Origin of the sequence: Ensifer sp. ZNC0028, from assembly GCF_000799055.1 — a bacterium.
GTDB lineage: Bacteria > Pseudomonadota > Alphaproteobacteria > Rhizobiales > Rhizobiaceae > Ensifer.
Genome location: NZ_JTLA01000035.1, coordinates 56767 through 79142 on the forward strand (window position 1 = coordinate 56767; position 22376 = coordinate 79142).

Sequence of the window (22376 nt, forward strand, 5' to 3'; positions counted from 1 at the left end):
GCTGGGGGAATACAGGCTGAACCGGTCGTTCATGCGGCGTTCAGCGGAGAGCGGGCTGTTGAAGCACAACAGTCCTCGGGCATGACGGCGGCGCGCGAAGGTTTCGCGCGCCGCTCTCGTTCTTAGGCCTTGAAGTAGCTCTGCAGCGGGCGCACTTCGAGGCTGCCGGCCTTCAGAGCCTTGATGGCATGGGCAGCCGCTTCCGCACCCGACATGGTCGTGTAGTAGGGCACCTTCTGCATCAGTGTCGCGCGACGCAGCGACTTGGAGTCCGAGATCGCCTTGTTGCTGTCGGTGGTGTTGAAGACGAGCTGGACGTGACGGTTACGGATCGCGTCCTCAACGTGAGGCCGACCTTCCTGGACCTTGTTGATCTTGGTGGCGGCAATGCCGTGTTCACCGAGGAAGCGGGCCGTACCACCGGTCGCCATCACCTTGAAGCCGATATCGACGAGGATGCGGATTGCCGGAAGCACGCGGGTCTTGTCCTCGTCGCGCACCGAAACGAACACCGTTCCATCGCGCGGCAGGTCGACGCCGGCGCCGAGCTGCGACTTGGCGAAGGCGAGCGCATAGTCGGTGTCGAGGCCGATGACTTCGCCGGTCGAGCGCATTTCCGGGCCGAGCAGAGTGTCGACGCCGGGGAAGCGTGCGAACGGGAAGACCGCTTCCTTGACGGCGATGTGCTTGAGGTTGCGCGGATCCGGCTTTTCGCCATAGGCGGCAATCGCAACGTCGAGCGCTTCGCCTGTCATGACGCGGGCGGCGATCTTGGCGATCGGCGCGCCGATGGTCTTGGCGACGAAGGGCACGGTGCGCGAGGCGCGCGGGTTCACTTCAAGCACGTAGATGGTGCCGTCCTTGATCGCGAACTGCACGTTCATCAGGCCGCCGACATTGAGCGCCTTGGCAAGGGCCGCCGTCTGGCGCTCGAGTTCGTCGACCATGTCCTTGTCGAGCGTGTGAACCGGCAGCGAGCAGGCGCTGTCGCCCGAATGGATGCCGGCTTCCTCAATGTGCTCCATGATGCCCGAGACGAACACGTCCTTGCCGTCGCAGAGGCAGTCGACGTCGACTTCCGTCGCGTTCGTCAGGTAGCTGTCGAAGAGCAGCGGGTTCTTGCCGAGCAGGGTGTTGATCTGACCGGTCTTGTCGTTCGGGTAGCGCTGCTTGATGTCCTCGGGAACGAGGCCCGGAACCGTGTCGAGCAGGTAGCTCTGCAGCATGCTTTCCGAATGGATGATCTGCATGGCGCGGCCGCCGAGAACGTAGGACGGGCGCACGACCAGCGGGAAGCCGATCTCGGCAGCGACGAGGCGAGCCTGCTCGACCGAGTAGGCGATGCCGTTGTTCGGCTGGTTGAGGTCGAGCTTCATCAGGAGCTTCTGGAAGCGGTCGCGGTCTTCGGCAAGGTCGATCGCGTCAGGCGCTGTACCGAGGATCGGGATGCCGTTCTTTTCGAGCGCTTCGGCGAGCTTCAGCGGCGTCTGGCCACCGAACTGGACGATGACGCCGACGAGTTCGCCCTTTTCCTGCTCGGCGCGCATGATCTCGATCACGTCTTCGGCCGTCAGCGGCTCGAAGTAGAGGCGATCGGAGGTGTCGTAGTCGGTCGAAACCGTCTCCGGGTTGCAGTTGATCATGATCGCTTCATAGCCGGCATCCTTCAGCGCGAAGGCGGCGTGGCAGCAGCAATAATCGAACTCGATGCCCTGGCCGATGCGGTTCGGACCGCCACCAAGGATGACGACCTTCTTGCGGTCGGAAACCTCGGCTTCCGAGCGAGCGGCGCCAACGAAGGGCGTCTCGTAGGTCGAGTACATGTAGGCGGTCGGCGAGGCGAACTCGGCAGCGCAGGTGTCGATGCGCTTGTAGACCGGGCGGACGTTAAGCGCATTGCGCAGTTCCGCCACTTCCTTCGGGCGCTTGCCACCGAGCGTTGCCAGGCGGGCATCGGAGAAGCCCATGGCCTTCAGCATGCGCAGGTTCTCGGCATCGACAGGCAGGCCATGCTCGCGGATGCGCGCTTCCATGTCGACGATCGCCTTGAACTGGGCGATGAACCACGGATCGATCTTGCTCGCTTCGTGGACTTCCTCTTCGCTCATGCCAAAGCGCAGCGCCTGGGCAACCATGCGCAGGCGGTCCGGGGTCGGCGTGCCGATTGCGGCACGAATGGCATTGCGGCCATCGCCGTTCTCGTCCATGTCGGGGATTTCGATTTCGTCGAGGCCGGTAAGACCGGTCTCAAGGCCACGCAGCGCCTTCTGCAGCGATTCGGCAAAGGTGCGGCCGATCGCCATGACTTCGCCGACCGACTTCATCGCCGTTGTGAGAACCGGCGAGGCGCCCGGAAACTTCTCGAAGGCAAAACGCGGGATCTTGGTGACGACATAGTCGATCGAGGGTTCGAACGATGCCGGCGTCGCGCCGCCGGTGATGTCGTTATCGAGTTCGTCGAGCGTGTAACCGATGGCGAGTTTCGCGGCGATCTTGGCGATCGGGAAGCCGGTCGCCTTCGACGCCAGAGCTGAAGAGCGCGAAACGCGCGGGTTCATTTCGATGACGACGAGACGGCCGTCCTTCGGATTGACGGCGAACTGAACGTTCGAGCCGCCGGTCTCGACGCCGATCTCGCGCAGAACCGCGATCGAGGCGTTGCGCATGATCTGGTATTCTTTGTCGGTCAGCGTCAACGCCGGGGCAACGGTGATCGAATCGCCGGTGTGCACGCCCATCGGGTCGATATTTTCGATCGAGCAGATGATGATGCAGTTGTCCGCGGTGTCGCGGACCACTTCCATCTCGTATTCCTTCCAGCCGAGCACCGATTCTTCGATCAGCACTTCCGTGGTCGGCGACGCATCGAGGCCGCTGCCGACGATGTCGAAGAATTCCGTGCGGTTATAGGCAATGCCGCCGCCGGTTCCGCCGAGTGTAAACGACGGACGGATGATGGCGGGCAGGCCGACATCATCGAGCGCCTGCGCGGCAATCGCCATCGCATGGTTCATGTAGCGCTGCTTGCGGTCGCCTTCGCCAAGGTTCCACTGGTTCTCGAGGTCGTCGAGCGCCTTGTCGAGCTCGGCGCCGGAAAGCCGGCTCTTCAGTTCGGCGCGCTCGGCCTCGTGCGTCTTGCGGTCATGGTCCTTGATGTCGGTGGCGTTGGCGAGACGCGACTTCGGCGTTTCGAGGCCGATCTTCGCCATGGCTTCGCGGAAGAGGGCGCGGTCTTCGGCCTTGTCGATGGCATCCGGCTTGGCGCCGATCATCTCGACATTGTAGCGGTCGAGAACGCCCATGCGGCGCAGCGACAGCGCGGTATTGAGCGCGGTCTGGCCACCCATGGTCGGCAGCAGCGCGTCCGGGCGCTCCTTTGCGATGATCTTGGCGACGACTTCAGGGGTGATCGGCTCGACATAGGTTGCGTCCGCCAGACCCGGATCGGTCATGATCGTTGCCGGGTTGGAGTTGACGAGGATGACGCGGTAGCCTTCCTCCTTCAGCGCCTTACAGGCCTGGGTGCCGGAATAGTCGAATTCGCAAGCCTGACCGATGACGATCGGCCCCGCGCCGATGATAAGAATGGACTTGATATCTTGGCGCTTCGGCATGGTCGATCATCCGTTTCTAGCTGCGCGAAAAACCGGCCGAGGTGGGAGGTCACCGGCCGGGCACGCATTGATGGGTCTTTTCAGGCTAGAAGCGGCTTATAGGCAAATGTTTCTGCAAGCGAAACCCCGAAAATTCCGGAATCGACAGGAACCAGCCATATTTGCGCACCTCTGGCCACGCAGCGCGCTCTGCGCGCGGCGAAACAGTGCTGCGAATGTCAGGCGCGGCCGGGGATGACTAGAACCTTGACCTCTCCGGCGGCCGGCGGATGCGCAATGACGTCGGCCGCTTCGCCGAGCGTTACCCGCCGCGAAATCAGCTTGTCGATCTCGATTGTGCCCGCAGCGACAAGGTCTGCCGCACGGCGGTGGACGAAGGGGTTGATGAAGGATCCGAGCACCCGCAGTTCGCGAAAGAGAATGTCGAACGGTTCGATTTCCACGGTCTCGCCCTTCGGCATGACGCCGAGAATCACGACGGTTCCACCGGCCCTGGCAAGCCGTGTCGACTGCCTGACGGTTTCGGCAACGCCGGCGCACTCGATGACGACATCGACCCCGCCGGGAACGAGCCCGGTGTCGCCGGCGATCTGCTCGACGATATTGGCAGAGGAAGGATCGACCGTCGCCGTCGCGCCGACCTCTTCGGCAAGGCGGCGCTTGGCCGCCTGCCTTGTCGACAGGATAACCGTTGTCGCGCCGGCGAGACGGACGAGCTGCACCACCAACAGGCCGATCACGCCGCCGCCGAGAACGACGACGGAGGAGCCGGCGCGGATGCCCGCCATATCCACGCCGTGCAGGCAGCAGGCAAGCGGCTCGCAGAAGGCACCATGCACAGGATCGAGGCTCAGCGGTATTTCATGTGCCTGCTTGCGCGGCATCACCACATATTCGGCAAAACCACCGTCGTGATGGATGCCGATCGCCCGGAGATTGCGGCAGAGATTGATGCGCCCGGCGGTACATTGCGGGCAGGTGCCACAGGCGATGTTGGGGTCGCCGGTGATTCTCGCGCCGATTGCGATATCGGAAACACCGCTTCCGACGGCCTCGACGATGCCGCAGAATTCGTGGCCGAGCGTGACTGGCGGGCTGGAGGGGAATTCGCCGTGCAGCAGATGCCTGTCCGTACCGCAGATGCCGCAGGCCTCGACGCGTACCAGCAGATCGTCGGGGCCGGGCGAGGGCTTTGGCACTTCTACGACCCGCAACTGACCGATGCCTTCGAGCCGCAATGCCTTCATGACCGTGCCTCCTCGCCCCTGCACGATTGCGAATAGGACCGGCAAAGCGGGTTTGCGTCAAGGCGGTCGCGGTTGCTCAAAGCGGACGGCTGATGAGGCCAGCTGCCCGCTTGCCGTCAGCGCTTTTGCGATCTGCCCGTCGCAGCAGAAAGATTGGTGAGATCGCGAACTTACGGGTCGCGATTGCGTTTTACAACGACGTTAGGGCCGTCTTATAAAAGAGCAAACCGACAACGCCTTTCAGAGGCCGGGAGGACAGACCATGGAATGGAAGGGCCGCCGCCAATCCGACAATATCGAAGACCAGCGCGGCGCGAGCCCCGGCGGCGGAAATCCGTTCGGGCGCGGTGGCGGCTTTCGCATGCCGACCGGTGGCGGCGGCATGCGGCGCGCCGGCGGCGGCATGAGCTTCGGCACGATCATCTTCCTCGTCGTCCTCTACTTCATCCTCAAGGCCATGGGCATAGACATGCTGCAGGTGCTGGAAGGCGGCGGTGGCCAGGTGCAGATGCCGGGCTTCGAGCAGAGCGACGGCTCGCCGGCGCCGCAGGGCACGGCTCAGGAAGAGGAAATGAAGCAGTTCATGGCGACGGTGCTTGCCGAGACCGAAGACACCTGGAACGGCATCTTCCAGGCGAACGGCCAGCAGTATGAAGAGCCGAAGATGGTGCTCTTCCGTGGCCAGGTGCGTTCTGCCTGCGGCTTTGCTTCGGCCGCCTCCGGGCCGTTCTATTGCCCCGGCGACCGCAAGGTCTATCTCGACATGAGCTTCTTCGACGAACTCGCGCAGAAGTTCGATGCGGCCGGCGATTTCGCCCAGGCCTATGTGGTCGCGCATGAGGTCGGCCACCATGTCCAGAACCTGATCGGCGTGCTGCCGAAGTTCAACCAGATGCGCCAGTCGATGAGCGAGACCGAAGCCAACCAGATGTCGGTGCGCGTCGAGCTGCAGGCGGATTGCTTCGCCGGCGTCTGGGGCAAGTACACCCAACAGAAGGGCCTGCTCGAACAGGGCGACCTTGAAGAGGCGCTGAATGCCGCCACGCAGATCGGCGACGACACGCTGCAAAAGCGCATGCAGGGCTATGTCGTTCCCGAAAGTTTCAACCACGGCACGTCCGAACAGCGCATGCGCTGGTTCAAGCGCGGCTTCGACAGCGGCAAGATGACGGCCTGCGATACGTTCTCGGGCGCGGTCTGATTTCTTTCAACCGGAATCAACGAAAGGGCCGGCTCGACAGCCGGCCCTTTCTTTTGTGGCTTAGCGCTCGCTGTCCATATGGGCGAGCTGGGCCTCCGGATAGCGCGCCCCGGCTGCGGCATTCTTCGGGACCGCCTGTTCGATCACCGCCAGATCGTCTGCACTGAGATGGACGTCGCGCGACGCAAGCGCCTCCGCCAGTCGATCGCGCCGCCGCGCGCCGACGAGCGGTATGATGTCCTTGCCCTTGGCCGCGACCCAGGCGATCGCGATCTGCGCGACTGATACGCCCTTGCCATCGGCGATCTGCCTCAAAGCGTCGACGAGGGCGAGGTTCCGGTCGATATTGCCTTCCTGAAACCGTGGGCTCATGGCGCGGAAGTCGCCCTTGGCGGCCGCACCTTTCTGCCAGTGGCCACTGATCAGTCCACGTGAAAGCACGCCGTAGGCGGTGATGCCGATACCGAGTTCGCGGCAGGTCGGCAGGATCTGGTCCTCGATCCCGCGTGAAATCAGCGAATACTCGATCTGCAGATCGACGATCGGATGCACGGCCGCCGCGCGCCGGATGGTCTCGGACCCAACTTCCGAGAGGCCGATGTGCCTGACGTAACCGGCCTTCACCAGATCGGCTATTGCGCCGATGGTGTCCTCGATCGGCACATCCGGGTCGAGGCGGGCAGGGCGGTAGACGTCGATATGGTCAACGCCGAGCCGCTGCAGCGTGTAGGCGAGAAAGTTGCGAACAGCCTTGGGGCGGCAATCATAGCCAGACCAGTTTCCGGCGGCATCGCGCAACGCGCCGAATTTCACGCTCAGCAGCGCCTTGTCGCGCTTCCCGCCTTTCAGCGCCTCGCCGATCAGCATTTCGTTGTGACCCATGCCGTAGAAATCGCCGGTGTCGAGCAGCGTGATGCCGGCCTCCAGCGCGGCATGGATCGTAGCAATGCTTTCGGCTCGGTCCGCCGGGCCGTACATGCCGGACATGCCCATGCAGCCGAGGCCGAGCGCCGAAACCGAGGGACCGGTCTTTCCGAGTGAAACGTAATCCATCTTCGTTCTCCTACGACAAGGCCGAAAGACAGCCGGCCGCTTGCTCTGTGTTCTGTTTACTTCGTTCCACGCCGTGCGATAATCCGATCTCAACCGAACGACTTGTACGAAATTCCGCACAATGAACGATTTGCCGCTTGCCGATCTCGATGCCTTCACTGCTGTTGCCGCAGCCCGCAGCTTTCGCGCGGCTGCGAAAAAGCGCGGTGTCTCCGCGTCGGCGCTGAGCGAGGCCCTTCGCCGTCTTGAAGCGAAACTGCAGGTGCGCCTGCTCAACCGCACGACCCGTAGTGTGACCCTGACGGAGGCGGGCACGCGGCTGCTTGACCGGTTGACGCCGGCGCTCGGCGAGATCGCCGGCGCGCTCGATCAGGTCAACGAGATGCGTGACAGTCCGGCGGGAACGCTGAAACTGAACGTTCCGACCATCGTCGCCCGCGAAATACTACCACCGATCATCGGCCGGTTCTTGCGCGAGCACTCGGCAATTTCGCTGGAGGTGACGGCGGAGGACGGCTTCGTCGATGTCCTCGCCGCAGGCTTTGACGCCGGCGTCCGCTACGAGGAACGCGTCGAGCGTGACATGATCGCCATCCCGATCGGGCCGAGCCGCCAGCGTTACGTTACGGCCGCGGCACCGGACTATCTCGCCAGGTGCGGTGTGCCAGCCCATCCGCGCGACCTGCTCGAACACGCCTGCATCCGCCACCGCTTCGCCAGCGGCTTCTCGCTTCCCTGGGAATTCGGCGAGGGCGAGGCGGCGCTCACGATCGCGCCGCCGGCCGTCGTCACCGCCAACACGATCGATCTCGAACTCGGGGCGGCCATCGACGGTCTTGGCGTGATCCGGACCTTCGACGAGTTCATCGCGCCTGCGGTTGCCGCACGGCGCCTGGTGCCGATCCTTGAGGCGTGGACGACGAGCTTCTCCGGCCCGCTTCTCTATTATGCAAGCCGAAAGCACATGCCGGCGCCGTTGCGCGCCTTCGTCGATTTTCTGAAGCGCGAACAGCGGCGGGACAATCGCTGAGGCACAGGCTGTACGCTGCCTGAGGTATCAACCACTGCGATAGTCCCATCAGATAATTTGAGACGTTCACGGATTGTTTCGTGCGAAATGATCCGTTACACCTAAATTGGTAGCGTTGTTCACGTTCTGTCTCTTTTCCCGGGGCAGGCCGCCGGGGAGGGATCGCATGCGCGACGAGAAATTTGTGCGACGCGGCCTGTTCCTCGTCTTCCTCATTCTGTTTCTCGATATCATCGGCATCGCGATCATCGTGCCGGTGCTGCCGGCCTACCTCGAAGAATTGACGGGCGCCAATGTCAGCGAGGCGGCGATCGACGGCGGATGGCTGCTGCTCGTCTATGCGGCCATGCAGTTTCTCTTCGCGCCGCTGATCGGCAATCTCAGCGACCGCTTCGGCCGCCGCCCGGTGCTGCTCGCATCGGTCTTCACCTTCGCGCTCGACAATCTCATCTGCGCGCTCGCCACCAGCTACTGGATGCTGTTCATCGGCCGCGTGCTCGCGGGCATCAGCGGCGCGAGCTTCGGCACGGCGTCGGCCTACATTGCCGATATCAGCCATGACGGAAATCGCGCCAAGAATTTCGGGTTGATCGGCATTGCCTTCGGCACGGGCTTCGCGCTCGGGCCGGTGCTTGGCGGTCTGCTCGGCGAACTCGGTCCGCGGGTCCCGTTCTACGGGGCGGCCGCGCTCTCCTTCGTCAACTTCATCCTTGGCATATTCCTGCTGCCGGAGACGCTCGACAGCGCCAACCGCCGCCGGTTCGAGTGGAAACGTGCCAACCCGCTCGGCGCCCTCAAGCAGATGCGCAATTATCCCGGCATCGGCTGGGTAGGGCTCGTGTTCTTCCTCTTCTGGCTCGCCCACTCCGTTTATCCGGCCGTCTGGTCCTTCGTGTCCAGCTACCGCTACGGCTGGAGCGAGGGGCAGATCGGATTTTCGCTCGGGATCTTCGGCATCGGCGGCGCCTTCGTCATGGCCGTCATCCTGCCGCGTGTGGTGCCGCGGCTTGGCGAATGGCGCACGGCCATGCTCGGCCTGACCTTCACCACGCTCGGAGCCATCGGCTATGCCGGCGCCTGGCAGGGGTGGATGATCTATGCGGTGATCATCGCCACCGCACTCGAAAGCCTTGCCGATCCGCCGCTGCGCAGCATCGCTGCGGCCCACGTGCCGCCGTCGGCCCAAGGCGAGCTTCAGGGTGCGCTGACCAGCATCGGCAGCATCACCACGATCATCGGTCCGCTGATCTTCACCCAGGCCTTCGGCTATTTCACCAGCCCTGCCGCGCCTGTCGCCTTTGCCGGTGCGCCCTATGCACTCGCCAGTTGCTTCCTCGTCGGCGCGCTTGTCGTCTTCTTCCTGAAGATACCGAGAAGCAGGGCGGTCGGACCGCAAGGTGCGGAGACTGTCGGGCCGGCCGACGCCGCGGCGCCGGAAGAGCCAGAGGCGATGGAGCGGCCGCGACTGCACGGAAATTGATCAATTTCCGTGATCTATCGATGAAAGTTTGAGCAACCTCGCCCTTGCGGCTGGCTCTTTGCCCGACGGTATTCTATTTCCGGATTCCTCCCCCCGATCTTCGGTTGCGGCCCGGGGCCGTATTGACTGCCAGGAATCTGCCATGCTGACCGCGAATGCGAGCCCGATATCGTTGACGACCGACAATTCCTGGCGGACGCACTATCGCGCGAGCTTCTATCTGGGCGTGCCGTTCATCGGTGCGCAGCTGGCGCAGCTCGCCATCAACACGACGGACGTCCTGATGGTCGGCAAGCTCGGCGCCACCGAGCTCGCGGCCATCATCCTGGCGACCCAGATGTATTTCACCGTCTATGTTTTCGGTAACGGATTTGCCAATGCGGTGGTGCCGATGGCGGCACAGGCCGTCGGTCGCGGCGACAAGGTTTCGGTGCGCCGCTCGGTGCGCATGGGCATGTGGGTGGTGATGCTTTACGGCCTTCTGACTGCGCCCATCCTCTGGATGGCCGAGCCGATCCTGCTATTTGCCGGCCAACAGCCCAAGGTCGCAGCGCTTGCGGGAGAATATGTCCGCATCGCGCAATGGGCAATCTTCCCCGGCCTCATCTTCATGGTGCTGAGGGCGTTCCTGAGTGGCCTGGAGAGGGCCGGGATCATTCTCTACGTCACGCTGGCGACGCTCGTGCTCAATGCCGCGCTCTGCTACGTGCTGATCTTCGGCCACTTCGGCTTCCCGCAACTCGGCATCTTCGGTGCGGCGGTTGCGGCGCTTGGCGTCGCCGTGCTCGGCGCAGCGCTGACGATCGGCTATATCAAGAGCAAGCCGGAGCTCAACCAGTACGAACTCTTCGTCCGCTTCTGGCGGCCCGACTGGGTTGCTTTCCGTGAGGTCGTTTTTCTCGGAATTCCGATTTCGCTGACGATCCTTGCCGAGGTCAGTCTCTTCACCGTCGCCTCGCTGCTCATGGGCACGATTGGTACGGTCGAACTTGCCGCCCACGGCATCGCCCTGCAATTCGCCTCGATCGCCTTCATGATCCCGTTGGGGCTGGCGCAGGCGGCCACGGTGCGCGTGGGTCTCTCCTATGGCCGCGGTGACCTCCTGGGCGTCAGGCGCGCGGCGATCGCTTCGCTGGTGCTCGGCGCCGGCTTTGCCATGGTCGGCAGTGCCATCTTCGCATTCTTCCCGAGCCAACTGGCCGCCCTTTATCTCGACACCGCCCGCCCTGATGCTGCAGCCGTGCTTGCCTTCGCAGCGCCGCTCATCGTGATCGCCGGCGCATTCCAGCTCGTCGACGGCATGCAGGCGATCGCCGCGGGCATGTTGCGCGGCCTCAAGGATACCAAGGTGCCGATGCTGCTGGCCTTGATTTCCTATTGGCCGATCGGCTTCGTCTGCGCCTGGGCCTTCGCTTTCCTGTTCAATTTCGGCGGGATCGGCGTCTGGTTCGGTTTCGTGCTCGGCCTTGCCGCCGCCGCGGTGCTGCTGAACTGGCGCTTCTTCCGGATGCTGGGTACGTTGGAGGCCAAAGCCACCGCCAAGCAGGTGGAAAAGTAACAAGGCGAACGCGGGGCTGCCGAACGCAAAGAAAAAGCCGGACGGGCAGGGGATGCCGTCCGGCTTACAATGGCGGTCGCCTCAGGGGAAGGGAACGACGGCCGCTTACTACCACGCTTCGTTTACGAAGCTTTGGAACCGCTAGACGTTGAAACCGTCGAGCCGTTCCGAACCCTGGCGATCGCGCTGGAGGTCGCGTATCGTCCGGGCAAAGTCGATCAAGAATACGAGACTGGTGACCGCTGCCGCGATCATGAACAGGGTGGCCATAGTGCCCTCCATCAACGGAAGATCTTCTGGGTCGCGTAGCGCTCGCGCCGGTCACGGGACTCGTTGCGCAGTCCATGTATCGTCGCAAAGATCATCGCGAAAAACATCGCCATCGAAAACAGAGCAAGTCCCATAGCCGTAATCCTTTCGCATCCTAAACGGCGGTACGTTCAAAAAAGTTCCGTTGTTACTAGCGCTACACTTAACGTCTTTGGTGTGAAGCACCGTTGAACATGGCATTCATCTAGCATTCATTCTTTCTGGCCCGCTGTTTCCCAGGGAACAGGGCCAAGCGCCGTACAACTCTTGCGATCCGTCGCCGTCCGTGACAAAAGGCTTCACCAAACGGAAACAGGTGCGATGACCACGGCATTTTATCCCGGCTCCTTCGATCCGATGACGAACGGGCATCTCGACGTGCTCGTGCAGGCGCTGAACGTGGCGGCGAAAGTCATCGTTGCAATCGGCATCCATCCGGGCAAGGCGCCGCTCTTTTCCTTCGACGAACGCGCCGAACTCATCCGCCGTTCGCTCCAGGAATTTCTGCCGGACAGGGCAGGCGACATCGATGTCGTCTCCTTCGACAATCTGGTCGTCGACGCGGCGCGCGAGCGCGGCGCGAAGCTTCTGGTACGCGGCCTTCGTGACGGCACCGACCTCGACTACGAGATGCAGATGGCCGGGATGAACCGGCAGATGGCGCCGGATATCCAGACCTTGTTCTTGCCGGCAGGCACGGCATCACGGCCCATTACGGCCACATTGGTCCGCCAGATCGCGGCCATGGGCGGCGACGTCAGTGCCTTCGTGCCCAAGTCCGTTTACGAAGCACTGCAGGCCAAACGCCGCCCCTGACGGGCGGCCTCAATTCACCACGCAGGGAGAAATCATGAAAATCCTCCACCTCGCTTTCGCCGGCGCCATCGCGCTTGCTTCCTTTACGGGAACGGCGTTTGCACAATCGGCAGACAACTTTCTGACGATCACGCTCAAGGACGGCCCGGTCGTCGTCGAGCTGCGCCCCGACATCGCACCGAAGCATGTCGAGCAGATCAAGGCGCTGGCCGCCGCCGGTGAATACGACAACGTCGCGTTCCACCGCGTGATCAAGGGCTTCATGGCCCAGACCGGCGACGTGCAGTATGGCGACATGGAAAACGGCTACCAGCCGCAGGCTGCCGGTACCGGCGGTTCGTCGCGTCCGGATATTCCGGCGGAGTTCTCGGACGTTCCGTTCGAGCGCGGCACGGTCGGCATGGCCCGCTCGCAGGACCCGAACAGCGCCAATTCGCAGTTCTTCATCATGTTCGCCCCGGGCGACTTCCTCAACGGCCAGTACACGGTCGTCGGCAAGGTCGTCTCCGGCATGGAGAACGTCGACAAGATCAAGCTCGGCGACGACGCCAACAACGGCTCCGTCACCGATCCCGACCGCATGATCAGCGTCAAGGTCGGCAAGTAAAATCAACAGAAGGAGAAAACCCATGGCCGAGATCAAGGATCCGGAAAACACGATCATCCTGGAGACCACCAAGGGCCAGGTCATCATCGAGCTTCTGCCTGATGTCGCTCCGGGTCACGTCGCCCGCATCAAGGAACTGGCCCGCGAAGGCGCCTACGACGGCGTGGTGTTCCACCGCGTGATCGAGGACTTCATGGCTCAGACCGGCGACGTCCAGTACGGCAAGACCGGCGGCGAGCATTTCAACCCGGCTCGCGCCGGCATGGGCGGCTCCTCCAAGCCGGACCTGAAGGCCGAATTCTCGAACGTCAGCCACGTTCGCGGCACGTGCTCGATGGCCCGTAGCCAGATGCCGAACTCGGCCAACTCGCAGTTCTTCATCTGCTTCACCGATGCGCCTTGGCTCAACAAGCAGTACTCCGTCTGGGGCCAGGTCATCGAAGGCATGGAAACGATCGACAAGATCAAGCGCGGCGAGCCGGTGCGCGATCCAGACTCGATCGTCACGATGCGGGTTGCCGCAGACGCCTGATTTGCGCTAATGCACGAACCCGCCCCGGTCGCCAACTGCGCCGGGGCGGGTTTGCTTTTGTCTGAAGATACCAATGCGCGTAGACCTATTCGACTTCGATCTCCCGGAAACCTCGATTGCGCTGCGGCCCGCAAGCCCGCGCGACAGCGCCCGCATGCTCGTCGTTCGCCCCGACGGTGCGAAGGTTCTTGCGGACCATGGTGTGCTCGACCTGCCGTCGTTCCTCAGGGAAGGCGACGCGCTTGTCTTCAACGACACCAAGGTGATCCCGGCCCAGCTCGAAGGCATCCGCCGGCGCGGCGAAGAGATCGCGACGCAGGTCTCGCTGACGCTGCATATGCGGGTCGCACCCGATCGCTGGAAGGCTTTCGCCCGCCCGGCACGGCGCCTCAAAGTCGGCGACCGCATTGCCTTCGGCCACGGCGGCTCGAGCTGCTTTCTCGGGACGCTCGACGCGACCGTCGAGGAAAAGGGCGATGCCGGCGAAGTGACGTTGCGCTTCGATCTCTCCGGTCCCTCGCTCGACGAGGCGATCATGGCGGTCGGCCACATTCCCTTGCCGCCCTACATCGCCTCCAAGCGCGCCGAGGATGCCCAGGACCGCGCCGACTACCAGACCATGTATGCCCGCGAGGAAGGCGCCGTTGCGGCGCCGACCGCCGGTCTGCATTTCACCGGCCGCCTGTTCGCCAAGCTCGACGAGGCCGGCATCGAGCGGCATTTCGTGACGCTGCATGTGGGCGCGGGCACGTTCCTGCCGGTCAAGGCCGACGATACCGACGACCATGTGATGCACCAGGAGATCGGCCACGTCGATGCGCGCACGGCCGAGAAGCTCAATGCCGTCAAGGCAAGGGGCGGGCGCATCGTCTGTGTCGGCACGACCTCGCTGCGGCTGATCGAAAGCGCCACCTCGGAAGACGGCACTGTCAAGTCCTGGTCCGGCCCGACGGGGATCTTCATCACGCCCGGCTACCGCTTCCGCGCGGTTGACATGTTGATGACCAATTTCCACCTGCCGAAATCGACGCTGTTCATGCTCGTTTCGGCCTTCAGTGGCCTGGACACGATGCGCGCGGCCTACACGCATGCGATCGAAACCGGCTACCGCTTCTATTCCTATGGCGACGCCAGCCTGCTTTTCCGGAAAGACTAGATGACCGAGACCTTCCAGTTCAAGCTTCTCAAGACCGATGGCAAGGCCCGTCGCGGCGAAGTGTCCATGCCGCGCGGCACGATCCGCACGCCGGCCTTCATGCCGGTTGGTACCGTCGGTACGGTCAAGGCGATGTACCTCGACCAGGTCAAGGATCTCGGCGCCGACATCATTCTCGGCAACACCTACCATCTGATGCTGCGTCCAGGCGCGGAGCGCGTCGCGCGCCTTGGCGGTCTGCATGGGCTGATCCGCTGGCAGGGCCCGATCCTCACCGATAGTGGCGGCTTCCAGGTCATGTCGTTGGCGGGCCTTCGCAAGCTCGACGAGCAGGGCGTCACCTTCAAGAGTCACGTCGATGGCGCGCTCTTCCACATGTCGCCGGAGCGCTCGATCGAGATCCAGGGGTTGCTCGACAGCGATATCCAGATGCAGCTCGACGAATGCGTGGCGCTGCCGGCCGAGCCAAAGGAAATCGAGCGCGCGATGGAAATGTCGCTGCGCTGGGCCGAGCGCTGCAAGGTCGCGTTTGGCGACCAGCCGGGCAAGGCGATGTTCGGTATCGTGCAGGGCGGAGATATCCCGAAGCTGCGCGAGCGTTCGGCCGAAGCCCTGAAGGGCCTCGACCTCAAGGGCTATGCGGTCGGTGGTCTTGCCGTCGGCGAACCGCAGGAGGTGATGCTGCGCATGCTCGACATTACCTGCCCGATCATGCCGGTGGACAAGCCCCGCTACCTGATGGGCGTCGGTACGCCTGACGACATCCTGCGCTCGGTCGGTGAGGGCATCGACATGTTCGACTGCGTGATGCCGACCCGCTCGGGCCGCCATGGCCTTGCCTTCACGCGCCACGGCCGCATCAACCTGCGCAACGCGCGCCACGCCGAAGACATGCGCCCGCTCGACGAGCAGTCCTCGTGCCCGGCAACGCGCGACTATTCGCGTGCCTACCTGCACCATCTGATCCGCTCGAACGAATCGCTCGGCGGCATGCTGCTCAGCTGGAACAATCTGGCCTACTATCAGGAACTGATGGCCGGCATCCGCCTGGCGATCGACGAAGGCCGCTTCGCCGACTTCATGGCCGAAACCCAGGAAACCTGGCGGCGAGGGGATCTTCCCCCCGTCTGATGGCCGCCTACGGACTGGTGCCTCAGATCGCCGGTCCCGACGCCGACTGCAAAATCATCACGCCGTTGATCTTGTAGCTGCCATCTGGCTGCTTCACGAGTTCGTAGACGGCTGTCCAATCCTTGCCGTCGGGCGCCGAGATCAGAACTTCCTGCAGCACCTGGTCGCCAATCACCTTCGATCGGCCGAACGCGAAGTTGCCAGGCCGATAGACGGGCTGGTAGCCACGCTTCACCATCTCGAAGAAGCTTGCCTTGTCGGGAAATTTGCCGCGGACCGCGGGTGAGGTGAAGGAGTAGGCGGTTTCCGCATCATCCTGCAGAAAGGCAGCGATCTGTTCCCGTATGATTGTCCGCGCCGTATCGACGGGTTCGTCCGCGCGCGCCGCGGTCACGGCTGCCAGTTGCGCCATCATGCCGAGGGTAATTGCAAAGCTCCTGAACATCGCCGATCTCCATAGCTGCGATGGAAGACTAGGACAGTCACGGCTTTTGGAAACAGGAGCATTGGTTGCCGTTTCGAATAATGCATCCGCATTTGTTTATATAAACCGTTTTAAATCAACGTTTTATTTCTACGTATGAAAGTATCATATCAGGCATCATAAGTTAGTGATGTCTGCAAAACGGCTTGCATAGGGCCGGCGGCGGCGAGGCGCCCGTTGCCAATGTGCAAACGAGCGGAGCGCCAACCGCCGGGGAAGTCGACCTAGCTGAAGGTCGTCGTCATCCATTCCTGCCACTTCGGCTCGCTGTCTTTCGCCCGCGCCTTGGCATCGTCTCCATAGTGATAGAGTGCGATGCTGGCGTTTGTGCCATCGCCGGTCGAATAGGTTCCGATGAGCGCGATGCCAGCGCCGGGTTCCTTCAGGCGTAGCAACAGATAGCGTTGCTTGGTGTCCTGCTGCACCCGTTCGACGATGCCGGCGAGGCGTTCGGGCTTTGGTGGCGTGCTGCGCTCTTCGCCGACATTGGCGCCGAGAAGCCCCAGTGCTTCGGTCAGGCGTGCCCAGACCGTGGCCTCCGGTTTCCCGCTGGAAACCATAGCAAAGCTGCTGGCCGCCGTCTCGCCGGCGAAATGCGCAAGATAGATCTTCAGGATCTCGAAGAACGCCGGCCATCCGCCCTCGAAGCCTTCCAACTGATCGTCCCAGTCGTCGCTCGATGTGAACAGCGAATGCACCATGCGCAGCACGCAGCGATCGCCGGAACGCGCCGTGACGGTGATTTCGGTTGCAACCGGCGGCGCGCCTTCGCTCCACTCGCGCTCCACATAGGCAAAGCGGGCAGGTGGCTCCCAATGCGTCACCTCACCGGTCGAGGCGCCGTTCGGACCGAAGTCGAAGGCGATCCTGCCTCCGACGTGCTCGTCGATTTCCGTCTTGGTGAACCAGGCATTGTTGCCGCTGCCGGTTGCGATCGCCTGCCAGACCTTTTCGGGTGAGCCGGGCACGATCAGTTCCATTTCAACCCAGCGCTTTCCGCTGCCATCCTTCTTGATCGGCATAGGATATCCTTTCAGGAGTTGGTGTCGTTGGGGTCGCCGTTGGCTGCGCCGTCATCGCTTGGCGCAGGGTAGGAGGCGATGATGAGCCGGTGCGGCCGGGCTCCCGGCGCGCTTTCATCGTGGTAGCGCGCAGCAAGCGTGCTCACCGCCTGGGCGAGATCGGCGGTAAAGGCGGCGCGCTCCGCGGGCGAGCGAAAATTGATGACGGTGTCGATCGACAGCGTCGCCAGCCGCTTGTCCTGAGCCCGGGCACTGCGCAGCAGCCCGCCGACCTCGCGGACCATGCGGGCCGCCAGCGCGACCAGATAACTCGCAGACAGGCGATCGTTGCTGCGCCCGGGATCGGCGGCAATCGGCCCCAGCGCCGCCGGCGAAACCACATAGGATGTGGCGGTTGCGACCATCAGGCGCTCGGTGAGCCCGCCCCAGCGGCGTTCCTCAGCCGGTTCTATCAGCTTGTGCTCCTCAAGCGCACGCAGGTGGTAATTGACCTTCTGGCGCGTCAGGCCCACCCGCACAGCCAGCGCAGCAGCCGATGCAGGCGCGGCAAGTTCCGCCAGCAAACGGGCCTTGATCGGCTCCAGGGCAAGCGCGGCAGCGGCCGGCGCATCTATGACGTCGAGATCGAGCATGCAGGGATGATTGCCTTGACAATTTTTTTTGTCAAGGCAATCATGGCAGCTAATGCGGGTAGGGGGTGCGCTGAGTGCCCGCGTAGCACGCACGATTTCGGCTATGCAGAGCCTTCCAACCATTCAGGCTCACTTCAATGGGACCAGTCATGCGGCCAACACTTCGCCAGGCAACCAAAGCCGATCACGATCGCCTCGAAGAGGTGCAGCGCCTTGCTTCGCTGGCAACCGGCGATCACCACAAGGAACTTCTCGACAATCCTGATGTCTTCGGGGTCGCCGATGAACATCTCCCGAATTCGCTGGTTGCCGAAGCGAACGGTGAGGTCATCGGCTTCTGTACTGTGCTGCCCATATCCAGCGAATCTGCAGAGCTGGACGCTATCTTTGTCGATCCGAGTGCGTGGCGACGGGGCATCGGCACGCTGCTGCTGGCAGAAGCGGAGCAGCGTGCGTCCAGTGCGGGCGCGCTCAAGATGTGGGTGACATCCGGCGGATATGCGATTTCCTTCTATCGGTCCTTGGGGTTCCAATCCGCCGGGATGGAGATAACCGACTTTGGTCCGGCGGAACGCTTGGTCAAGGAACTGAAAGGAGCTGAGCCGGGGTAGGTTGCCCGGTTGAGCGTCTCCACGTGATGCACCGCCATTATTGCCGACCGCTTGGCAGTTCGTCGTTTTTCCCTGAATGTCGCCACCCAAGGTGGTGGTGGGCAATGTATCGATGGGAGCGTGCCGATGAATGCCGGAACGATCGAGATTTACCGTCCACGTGAAGTTTCCAGCCTGGACGATTGGGACATAGGCGGTCTCAAGCTCAAAGCCTATGGTCTGGCAGCCGATGGCCGCCACGTCGATGATGCGATGGTGGTGCTCGCTCAGTCATTCATCCGACGGGACGTGATTCCGCGCGTGGCGGCTGAGGGCGACAGCAACGGCCTCGGCTTTGTCATCATCCATCCCGGCAGCCTCGGTATCTCCATCTCCGCGCACTGGTGGATACTGGGCTCGGTGCTGTGTCAGCACAATTATCGCAAGCTCTATTCGGCTTCTGAGCCGATGGATGCGGCACAGAGACCGGTCATTGCTTGTGTTTGGGAATTGGCGCTGATCAACGCCGAGCAGGAAGCCTGGCGAAAGACGATGATGAAAGACAAACCCGACCCATCGGCCTACATGGCAGAGCGTGCCGCTTTGGAGGCGGCCTGAGAGACAGGGACGTGACGCAAGTGACGAGGGCGCGCTTTGGGCAAGCGCTGGGAGCAGGAATGCACGAGGACGAAGAATCGCCGACGGTCGCTCGAGGCCTTCTAAGGCTAAGCACGCTCTTCGTGTTCATGGCCGTTGGCGGTTACGTTTTCTGGGATACTTTCAGCGAGGCGGCAGCTTTGGATCGCCTGAAAGCGACCGCCAAAAATTATCGTTACACGGAAAGCTGCGACAGCGAAGGCAACTTCATAGTTTCGGCATCCGCCAACTGTGTCGATCTGAACCATTATGTTTTCATCGATGGTCCTGTGATGAAAGCGGTCCGTAGAAACTGCACGGGAAAACCAGCCGCGCTTCTTTCCTTCGAGAAAGGCAAAGTCGCGAGGACAGAGATAAACAGTGTCCAGAAGATGTTGCAGTTCCACGCGCGATACGGAACGAACTCCCCATGCGGGGCCAACCGTTAGAGCCATCTCATCCAAAACCCGGGGGAGCTATATTTCAACTTTGCAGGATCAGGACACTTTAACTTTGCGGCTACATACAAAGATCACATAAGATAGATTATGGAACTAACGTATGTACCGGAAAGCATGGATTGCGGCGGAACGTTGCCTTGGCGAGCTTGACCCAGCCTTTCGAGCCTGCTTAGCGTTCCCGAACCGAACACCTCATTTTCAAGGCCAGATGCGATGAGCGAATTGCGCGTTCTTTCAGATGCTTTCATTCCGGAACTGCCAAACCGCTACAAAGGCAAAGTTCGCGAAAACTACGACCTGCCCGATGGCAACCGTATCATCATCGCGACGGACCGCCTTAGCGCCTTCGACGTCATTCTGACGTCGATCCCGAACAAGGGTCATGTGCTGACCCAGACGGCGCGCTACTGGTTTGAGGAAACGGCCGACATCTGCCCGAACCATGTGGTCAGCTATCCGGACCCGAATGTCGTCATCGGCAAGCGGCTCGACATTCTGCCGGTCGAGGTCGTGGTGCGCGGCTATCTCGCCGGAACCACCAGCACCTCGATCCTGACCAAGTACCGCAACGGCGAGCGCGAGATGTACGGCATCACCTTGCCGGACGGCATGCGCGACAACGAGAAGCTTCCGCAGGCGATCATCACGCCCACCAGCAAGGCGTTCGACGGCGGCCATGACGAGCCGCTTTCGACTGAGGCGATCCTCGAGCAAGGACTGCTGACGAAGGAGCAACTCGACACGGTCTGGGCCTATGCGCTGGCTCTATTCGCTCGCGGCCAAGAGCGCGCCGCCGAGCGCGGCCTGATCCTCGTCGATACCAAGTACGAGTTCGGAACCGACGAAAACGGCACGATCATTCTCGCCGACGAGATCCATACGCCGGACAGCAGCCGCTACTGGATCGCCGACAGCTACCAGGAAAGCTTCGAGCGCGGCGAACGTCCCAGGAGTTTTGACAAGGATTTCGTGCGCGCCTGGGTCACCGCGCGCTGCGATCCCTACAAGGATGCGATCCCGGAAATCCCTGTCGATCTCATCGAGCAGACCTCGGCGGTCTATATCGAAGCCTTCGAGAAGATCACCGGCCAGCGCTTTGTTCCGGATCTGTCGGGTGCGACGGTTCTGGATCGCATTCGCGCCAACCTGACACCATATTTCTCGAAATAAATCAGTATATTAGATGTTTATTCTAATCTGAATTAGGCGCTGAACGCAGGATCGTCGACATCGAATTCGAGCCGCATCAGGTCGTATGCCGGCTCGATATGATCAGGCGTCTCGCCTTGCACCGTGTCGTAGTCGAGCGGCACGTGCATGTGCGTCAGCACCGCCCGCTTCGGTTTGAGGCGCTCGATCCAGCCGAGCGATTGCACCAGCGACAGATGGCTCGGGTGGAACTTGTATTGCAGCGTGTCGATCACCAGCAGATCAAGGCCACCGAGCTTGGCGACGGTTTCTGCGGGAAAATCGCTGACGTCGCTGCAATAGGCAAAGTCCCCGATGCGGAAGCCGAGTGAGTGGATGTTGCCGTGAAACTGCATCAGCGGCCGGAACGCGATCGGCCCGCCGGCGCCCGATATCACCACCGGCGACAGGTCATCGGGAATGATGTGCGGCTCGACGATTGGCGGATAGCCGCTGCCTGGCGGCGATTCCAGGCAATAGCCAAACCCTTCGCGAATGCGGCCCATCGTATAGGCATCGGCCCAGATCGGCACCCGCCTCCGGTTTTCGATGACGTAGCCGCGCAGGTCGTCGATCCCATGCAGATGGTCGGCATGGGCATGGGTATAGATCACCGCATCGATGTGGCGCACATTCGTTGCGACCATCTGCGCGCGAAAATCCGGTCCGGTGTCGATGACGACGCTCGTCCTGCCACCGTCGGGCGCGATCTGCTCGACCAGCAAGGCCGCGCGCATGCGCCGGTTTTTCGGGTTTTCAGGATTGCAGGCGCCCCAGTCACCGGTGATACGCGGCACGCCTGGTGACGAGCCGCAGCCGAGAATGGTGAAGGCGCGCCGGAACGCCACGTCAGAGCCTCGGCATCTTGGAGAAGACGCGGAAAGCATTCTCCGTGGTGATCCTTGCAATCTCCTCGGTGGTCACGCCGATCGTCTCAGCAAGCACGGCGGCCGTATGGGCGACGTAAGCCGGTTCGTTGCGCTTGCCGCGGAACGGCTTGGGCGCGAGATACGGCGCGTCAGTCTCGACGATCATCCGGTCATGCGGCACGGTCTTGGCGATCTCGCGCAGCTCTTCGGATTTCGGGAAGGTCAGAATGCCCGAGAACGACACGTAACCGCCGAGTTCCACGCCGATGCGGGCAAGCTCCGGACCGGAAGAGAAGCAGTGCAGAAGGAAAGGGAAGGCCCCCTTCCCGGTCTCCTCGGTCAGGATCGCCGCCATGTCGTCATCGGCCGAGCGGCTGTGAATGACGAGCGGCAGCCCGGTCTCGCGGGCGGCCGCTATGTGACGGCGCAGGCCTTCGATCTGGGCCTCACGCGGTGCGTTGTCATAGAAATAGTCGAGACCCGCCTCGCCGATCGCCACCACCTTCGGATGGGCCGAAAGCCTGACGAGCTCCTCGGTTGTGATATCCAGTTCCTCGTCCGCATTGTGCGGATGGGTACCGACGGAACAGAAGACGTTCGGATAGCTTTCGGCGATCGCGAGGATCGTCTCGAACCGCTTTACGCGGGTCGAGATCGTGATCATCTGCTCGACACCGGCTTCGTGCGCCCGCGCGACGATGGCATCACGCTCCGCTTCGAAGTCGGGGAAGTCCAGATGGCAATGGGTATCGATCAGCAT

23 protein-coding genes are annotated in these 22376 nt (G+C 62.4%); 13 read left to right on the forward strand and 10 right to left on the reverse strand.

The genetic code is table 11. The annotated features are described in order from the left end of the window. Nucleotides 1–122: 122 nt before the first annotated feature. Nucleotides 123–3614: a carbamoyl-phosphate synthase large subunit gene (gene carB / locus L981_RS09345; protein ID WP_043614319.1), complete on the reverse strand. Its 3492-nt coding sequence runs from the start codon at nt 3612–3614 to the stop codon at nt 123–125. A 218-nt stretch (nt 3615–3832) separates the two neighbouring features. Continuing rightward, complete coding sequence (locus L981_RS09350; RefSeq protein ID WP_043614322.1) at nt 3833–4861, reverse strand: zinc-dependent alcohol dehydrogenase family protein; 1029 nt, start codon at nt 4859–4861, stop codon at nt 3833–3835. Nucleotides 4862–5123: 262 nt separating this feature from the next. On the opposite strand from L981_RS09350, the gene L981_RS09355 reads away from it, so the two are divergent. After that, nucleotides 5124–6062 carry a neutral zinc metallopeptidase gene (locus L981_RS09355; protein WP_043614325.1) on the forward strand — a complete coding sequence of 313 codons (939 nt, stop codon included), beginning with the start codon at nt 5124–5126 and terminating at the stop codon, nt 6060–6062. A 60-nt stretch (nt 6063–6122) separates the two neighbouring features. Here the strand turns inward: L981_RS09355 and L981_RS09360 are convergent, their stop codons facing one another. After that, entirely contained in the window at nt 6123–7115 is a 993-nt protein-coding gene (locus tag L981_RS09360) for an aldo/keto reductase (RefSeq protein ID WP_043614328.1), read from the reverse strand. A gap of 121 nt (nt 7116–7236) precedes the next feature. Here L981_RS09360 and L981_RS09365 point away from each other — a divergent pair, with 121 nt between their 5' ends. From L981_RS09365 to L981_RS09375, 3 genes are all read left to right on the forward strand, one after another. Then, on the forward strand, nt 7237–8145 hold the full coding sequence (locus L981_RS09365; protein ID WP_043614330.1) for a LysR family transcriptional regulator: 909 nt from the start codon (nt 7237–7239) through the stop codon (nt 8143–8145). Between the two features lie 166 nt (nt 8146–8311). Continuing rightward, the gene (locus L981_RS09370) at nt 8312–9625 is read left to right on the forward strand and encodes a TCR/Tet family MFS transporter (RefSeq protein WP_082005951.1); all 1314 of its coding nucleotides are present in this window, start codon (nt 8312–8314) and stop codon (nt 9623–9625) included. 142 nt (nt 9626–9767) lie between these two features. Next, nucleotides 9768–11183 carry an MATE family efflux transporter gene (locus tag L981_RS09375; protein ID WP_043614332.1) on the forward strand — a complete coding sequence of 472 codons (1416 nt, stop codon included), beginning with the start codon at nt 9768–9770 and terminating at the stop codon, nt 11181–11183. A gap of 141 nt (nt 11184–11324) precedes the next feature. Here the strand turns inward: L981_RS09375 and L981_RS35780 are convergent, their stop codons facing one another. Further along, on the reverse strand, nt 11325–11453 hold the full coding sequence (locus tag L981_RS35780) for a hypothetical protein (protein ID WP_256364279.1): 129 nt from the start codon (nt 11451–11453) through the stop codon (nt 11325–11327). Between the two features lie 11 nt (nt 11454–11464). Beyond that, nucleotides 11465–11587 (reverse strand): hypothetical protein, encoded by a 123-nt coding sequence (locus L981_RS35785; protein WP_255380879.1) that lies wholly within the window; start codon nt 11585–11587, stop codon nt 11465–11467. Nucleotides 11588–11813: 226 nt separating this feature from the next. Between L981_RS35785 and coaD the strand changes: the two genes are divergently transcribed. The 5 genes from coaD (at nt 11814) to tgt (ending at nt 15734) form a co-directional block, all read left to right on the forward strand. Next, nucleotides 11814–12308, forward strand: a complete 495-nt coding sequence (gene coaD, locus L981_RS09385; RefSeq protein WP_043614335.1) for a pantetheine-phosphate adenylyltransferase — start codon at nt 11814–11816, stop codon at nt 12306–12308. Between the two features lie 34 nt (nt 12309–12342). Next, nucleotides 12343–12915, forward strand: coding sequence for a peptidylprolyl isomerase (locus L981_RS09390; protein WP_043614338.1), 573 nt, complete (start codon nt 12343–12345; stop codon nt 12913–12915). A 22-nt stretch (nt 12916–12937) separates the two neighbouring features. Then, nucleotides 12938–13447, forward strand: a complete 510-nt coding sequence (locus L981_RS09395; RefSeq protein WP_043614341.1) for a peptidylprolyl isomerase — start codon at nt 12938–12940, stop codon at nt 13445–13447. Between the two features lie 73 nt (nt 13448–13520). Then, nucleotides 13521–14603 carry a tRNA preQ1(34) S-adenosylmethionine ribosyltransferase-isomerase QueA gene (gene queA, locus L981_RS09400; RefSeq protein WP_043614344.1) on the forward strand — a complete coding sequence of 361 codons (1083 nt, stop codon included), beginning with the start codon at nt 13521–13523 and terminating at the stop codon, nt 14601–14603. Beyond that, nucleotides 14604–15734 (forward strand): tRNA guanosine(34) transglycosylase Tgt, encoded by a 1131-nt coding sequence (gene tgt, locus L981_RS09405; RefSeq protein ID WP_043614346.1) that lies wholly within the window; start codon nt 14604–14606, stop codon nt 15732–15734. 22 nt (nt 15735–15756) lie between these two features. Here tgt and L981_RS09410 read toward each other — a convergent pair whose 3' ends face one another. The 3 genes from L981_RS09410 to L981_RS09420 form a co-directional block, all read right to left on the reverse strand. Beyond that, on the reverse strand, nt 15757–16179 hold the full coding sequence (locus tag L981_RS09410; protein ID WP_043614349.1) for a DUF4864 domain-containing protein: 423 nt from the start codon (nt 16177–16179) through the stop codon (nt 15757–15759). 263 nt (nt 16180–16442) lie between these two features. Continuing rightward, nucleotides 16443–17240: an SRPBCC domain-containing protein gene (locus L981_RS09415; RefSeq protein ID WP_043614352.1), complete on the reverse strand. Its 798-nt coding sequence runs from the start codon at nt 17238–17240 to the stop codon at nt 16443–16445. A gap of 11 nt (nt 17241–17251) precedes the next feature. Then, nucleotides 17252–17872 (reverse strand): helix-turn-helix domain-containing protein, encoded by a 621-nt coding sequence (locus L981_RS09420; protein ID WP_043614355.1) that lies wholly within the window; start codon nt 17870–17872, stop codon nt 17252–17254. Nucleotides 17873–18021: 149 nt separating this feature from the next. Between L981_RS09420 and L981_RS09425 the strand changes: the two genes are divergently transcribed. The 4 genes from L981_RS09425 (at nt 18022) to L981_RS09440 (ending at nt 20729) form a co-directional block, all read left to right on the forward strand. After that, a complete protein-coding gene (locus L981_RS09425) occupies nt 18022–18483 on the forward strand; it encodes a GNAT family N-acetyltransferase (protein ID WP_052201691.1) in 462 nt (153 codons plus the stop codon). A gap of 126 nt (nt 18484–18609) precedes the next feature. Continuing rightward, the gene (locus tag L981_RS35520) at nt 18610–19080 is read left to right on the forward strand and encodes a hypothetical protein (protein ID WP_043614358.1); all 471 of its coding nucleotides are present in this window, start codon (nt 18610–18612) and stop codon (nt 19078–19080) included. A gap of 59 nt (nt 19081–19139) precedes the next feature. Beyond that, on the forward strand, nt 19140–19547 hold the full coding sequence (locus L981_RS09435; protein WP_043614362.1) for a hypothetical protein: 408 nt from the start codon (nt 19140–19142) through the stop codon (nt 19545–19547). A gap of 234 nt (nt 19548–19781) precedes the next feature. Continuing rightward, nucleotides 19782–20729 carry a phosphoribosylaminoimidazolesuccinocarboxamide synthase gene (locus tag L981_RS09440; RefSeq protein ID WP_043614636.1) on the forward strand — a complete coding sequence of 316 codons (948 nt, stop codon included), beginning with the start codon at nt 19782–19784 and terminating at the stop codon, nt 20727–20729. 32 nt (nt 20730–20761) lie between these two features. On the opposite strand, the gene L981_RS09445 is transcribed toward L981_RS09440, so the two are convergent. Beyond that, nucleotides 20762–21595, reverse strand: a complete 834-nt coding sequence (locus L981_RS09445; RefSeq protein ID WP_043614365.1) for an MBL fold metallo-hydrolase — start codon at nt 21593–21595, stop codon at nt 20762–20764. 1 nt (nt 21596) lies between these two features. Then, entirely contained in the window at nt 21597–22376 is a 780-nt protein-coding gene (locus L981_RS09450) for a TatD family hydrolase (protein ID WP_043614368.1), read from the reverse strand.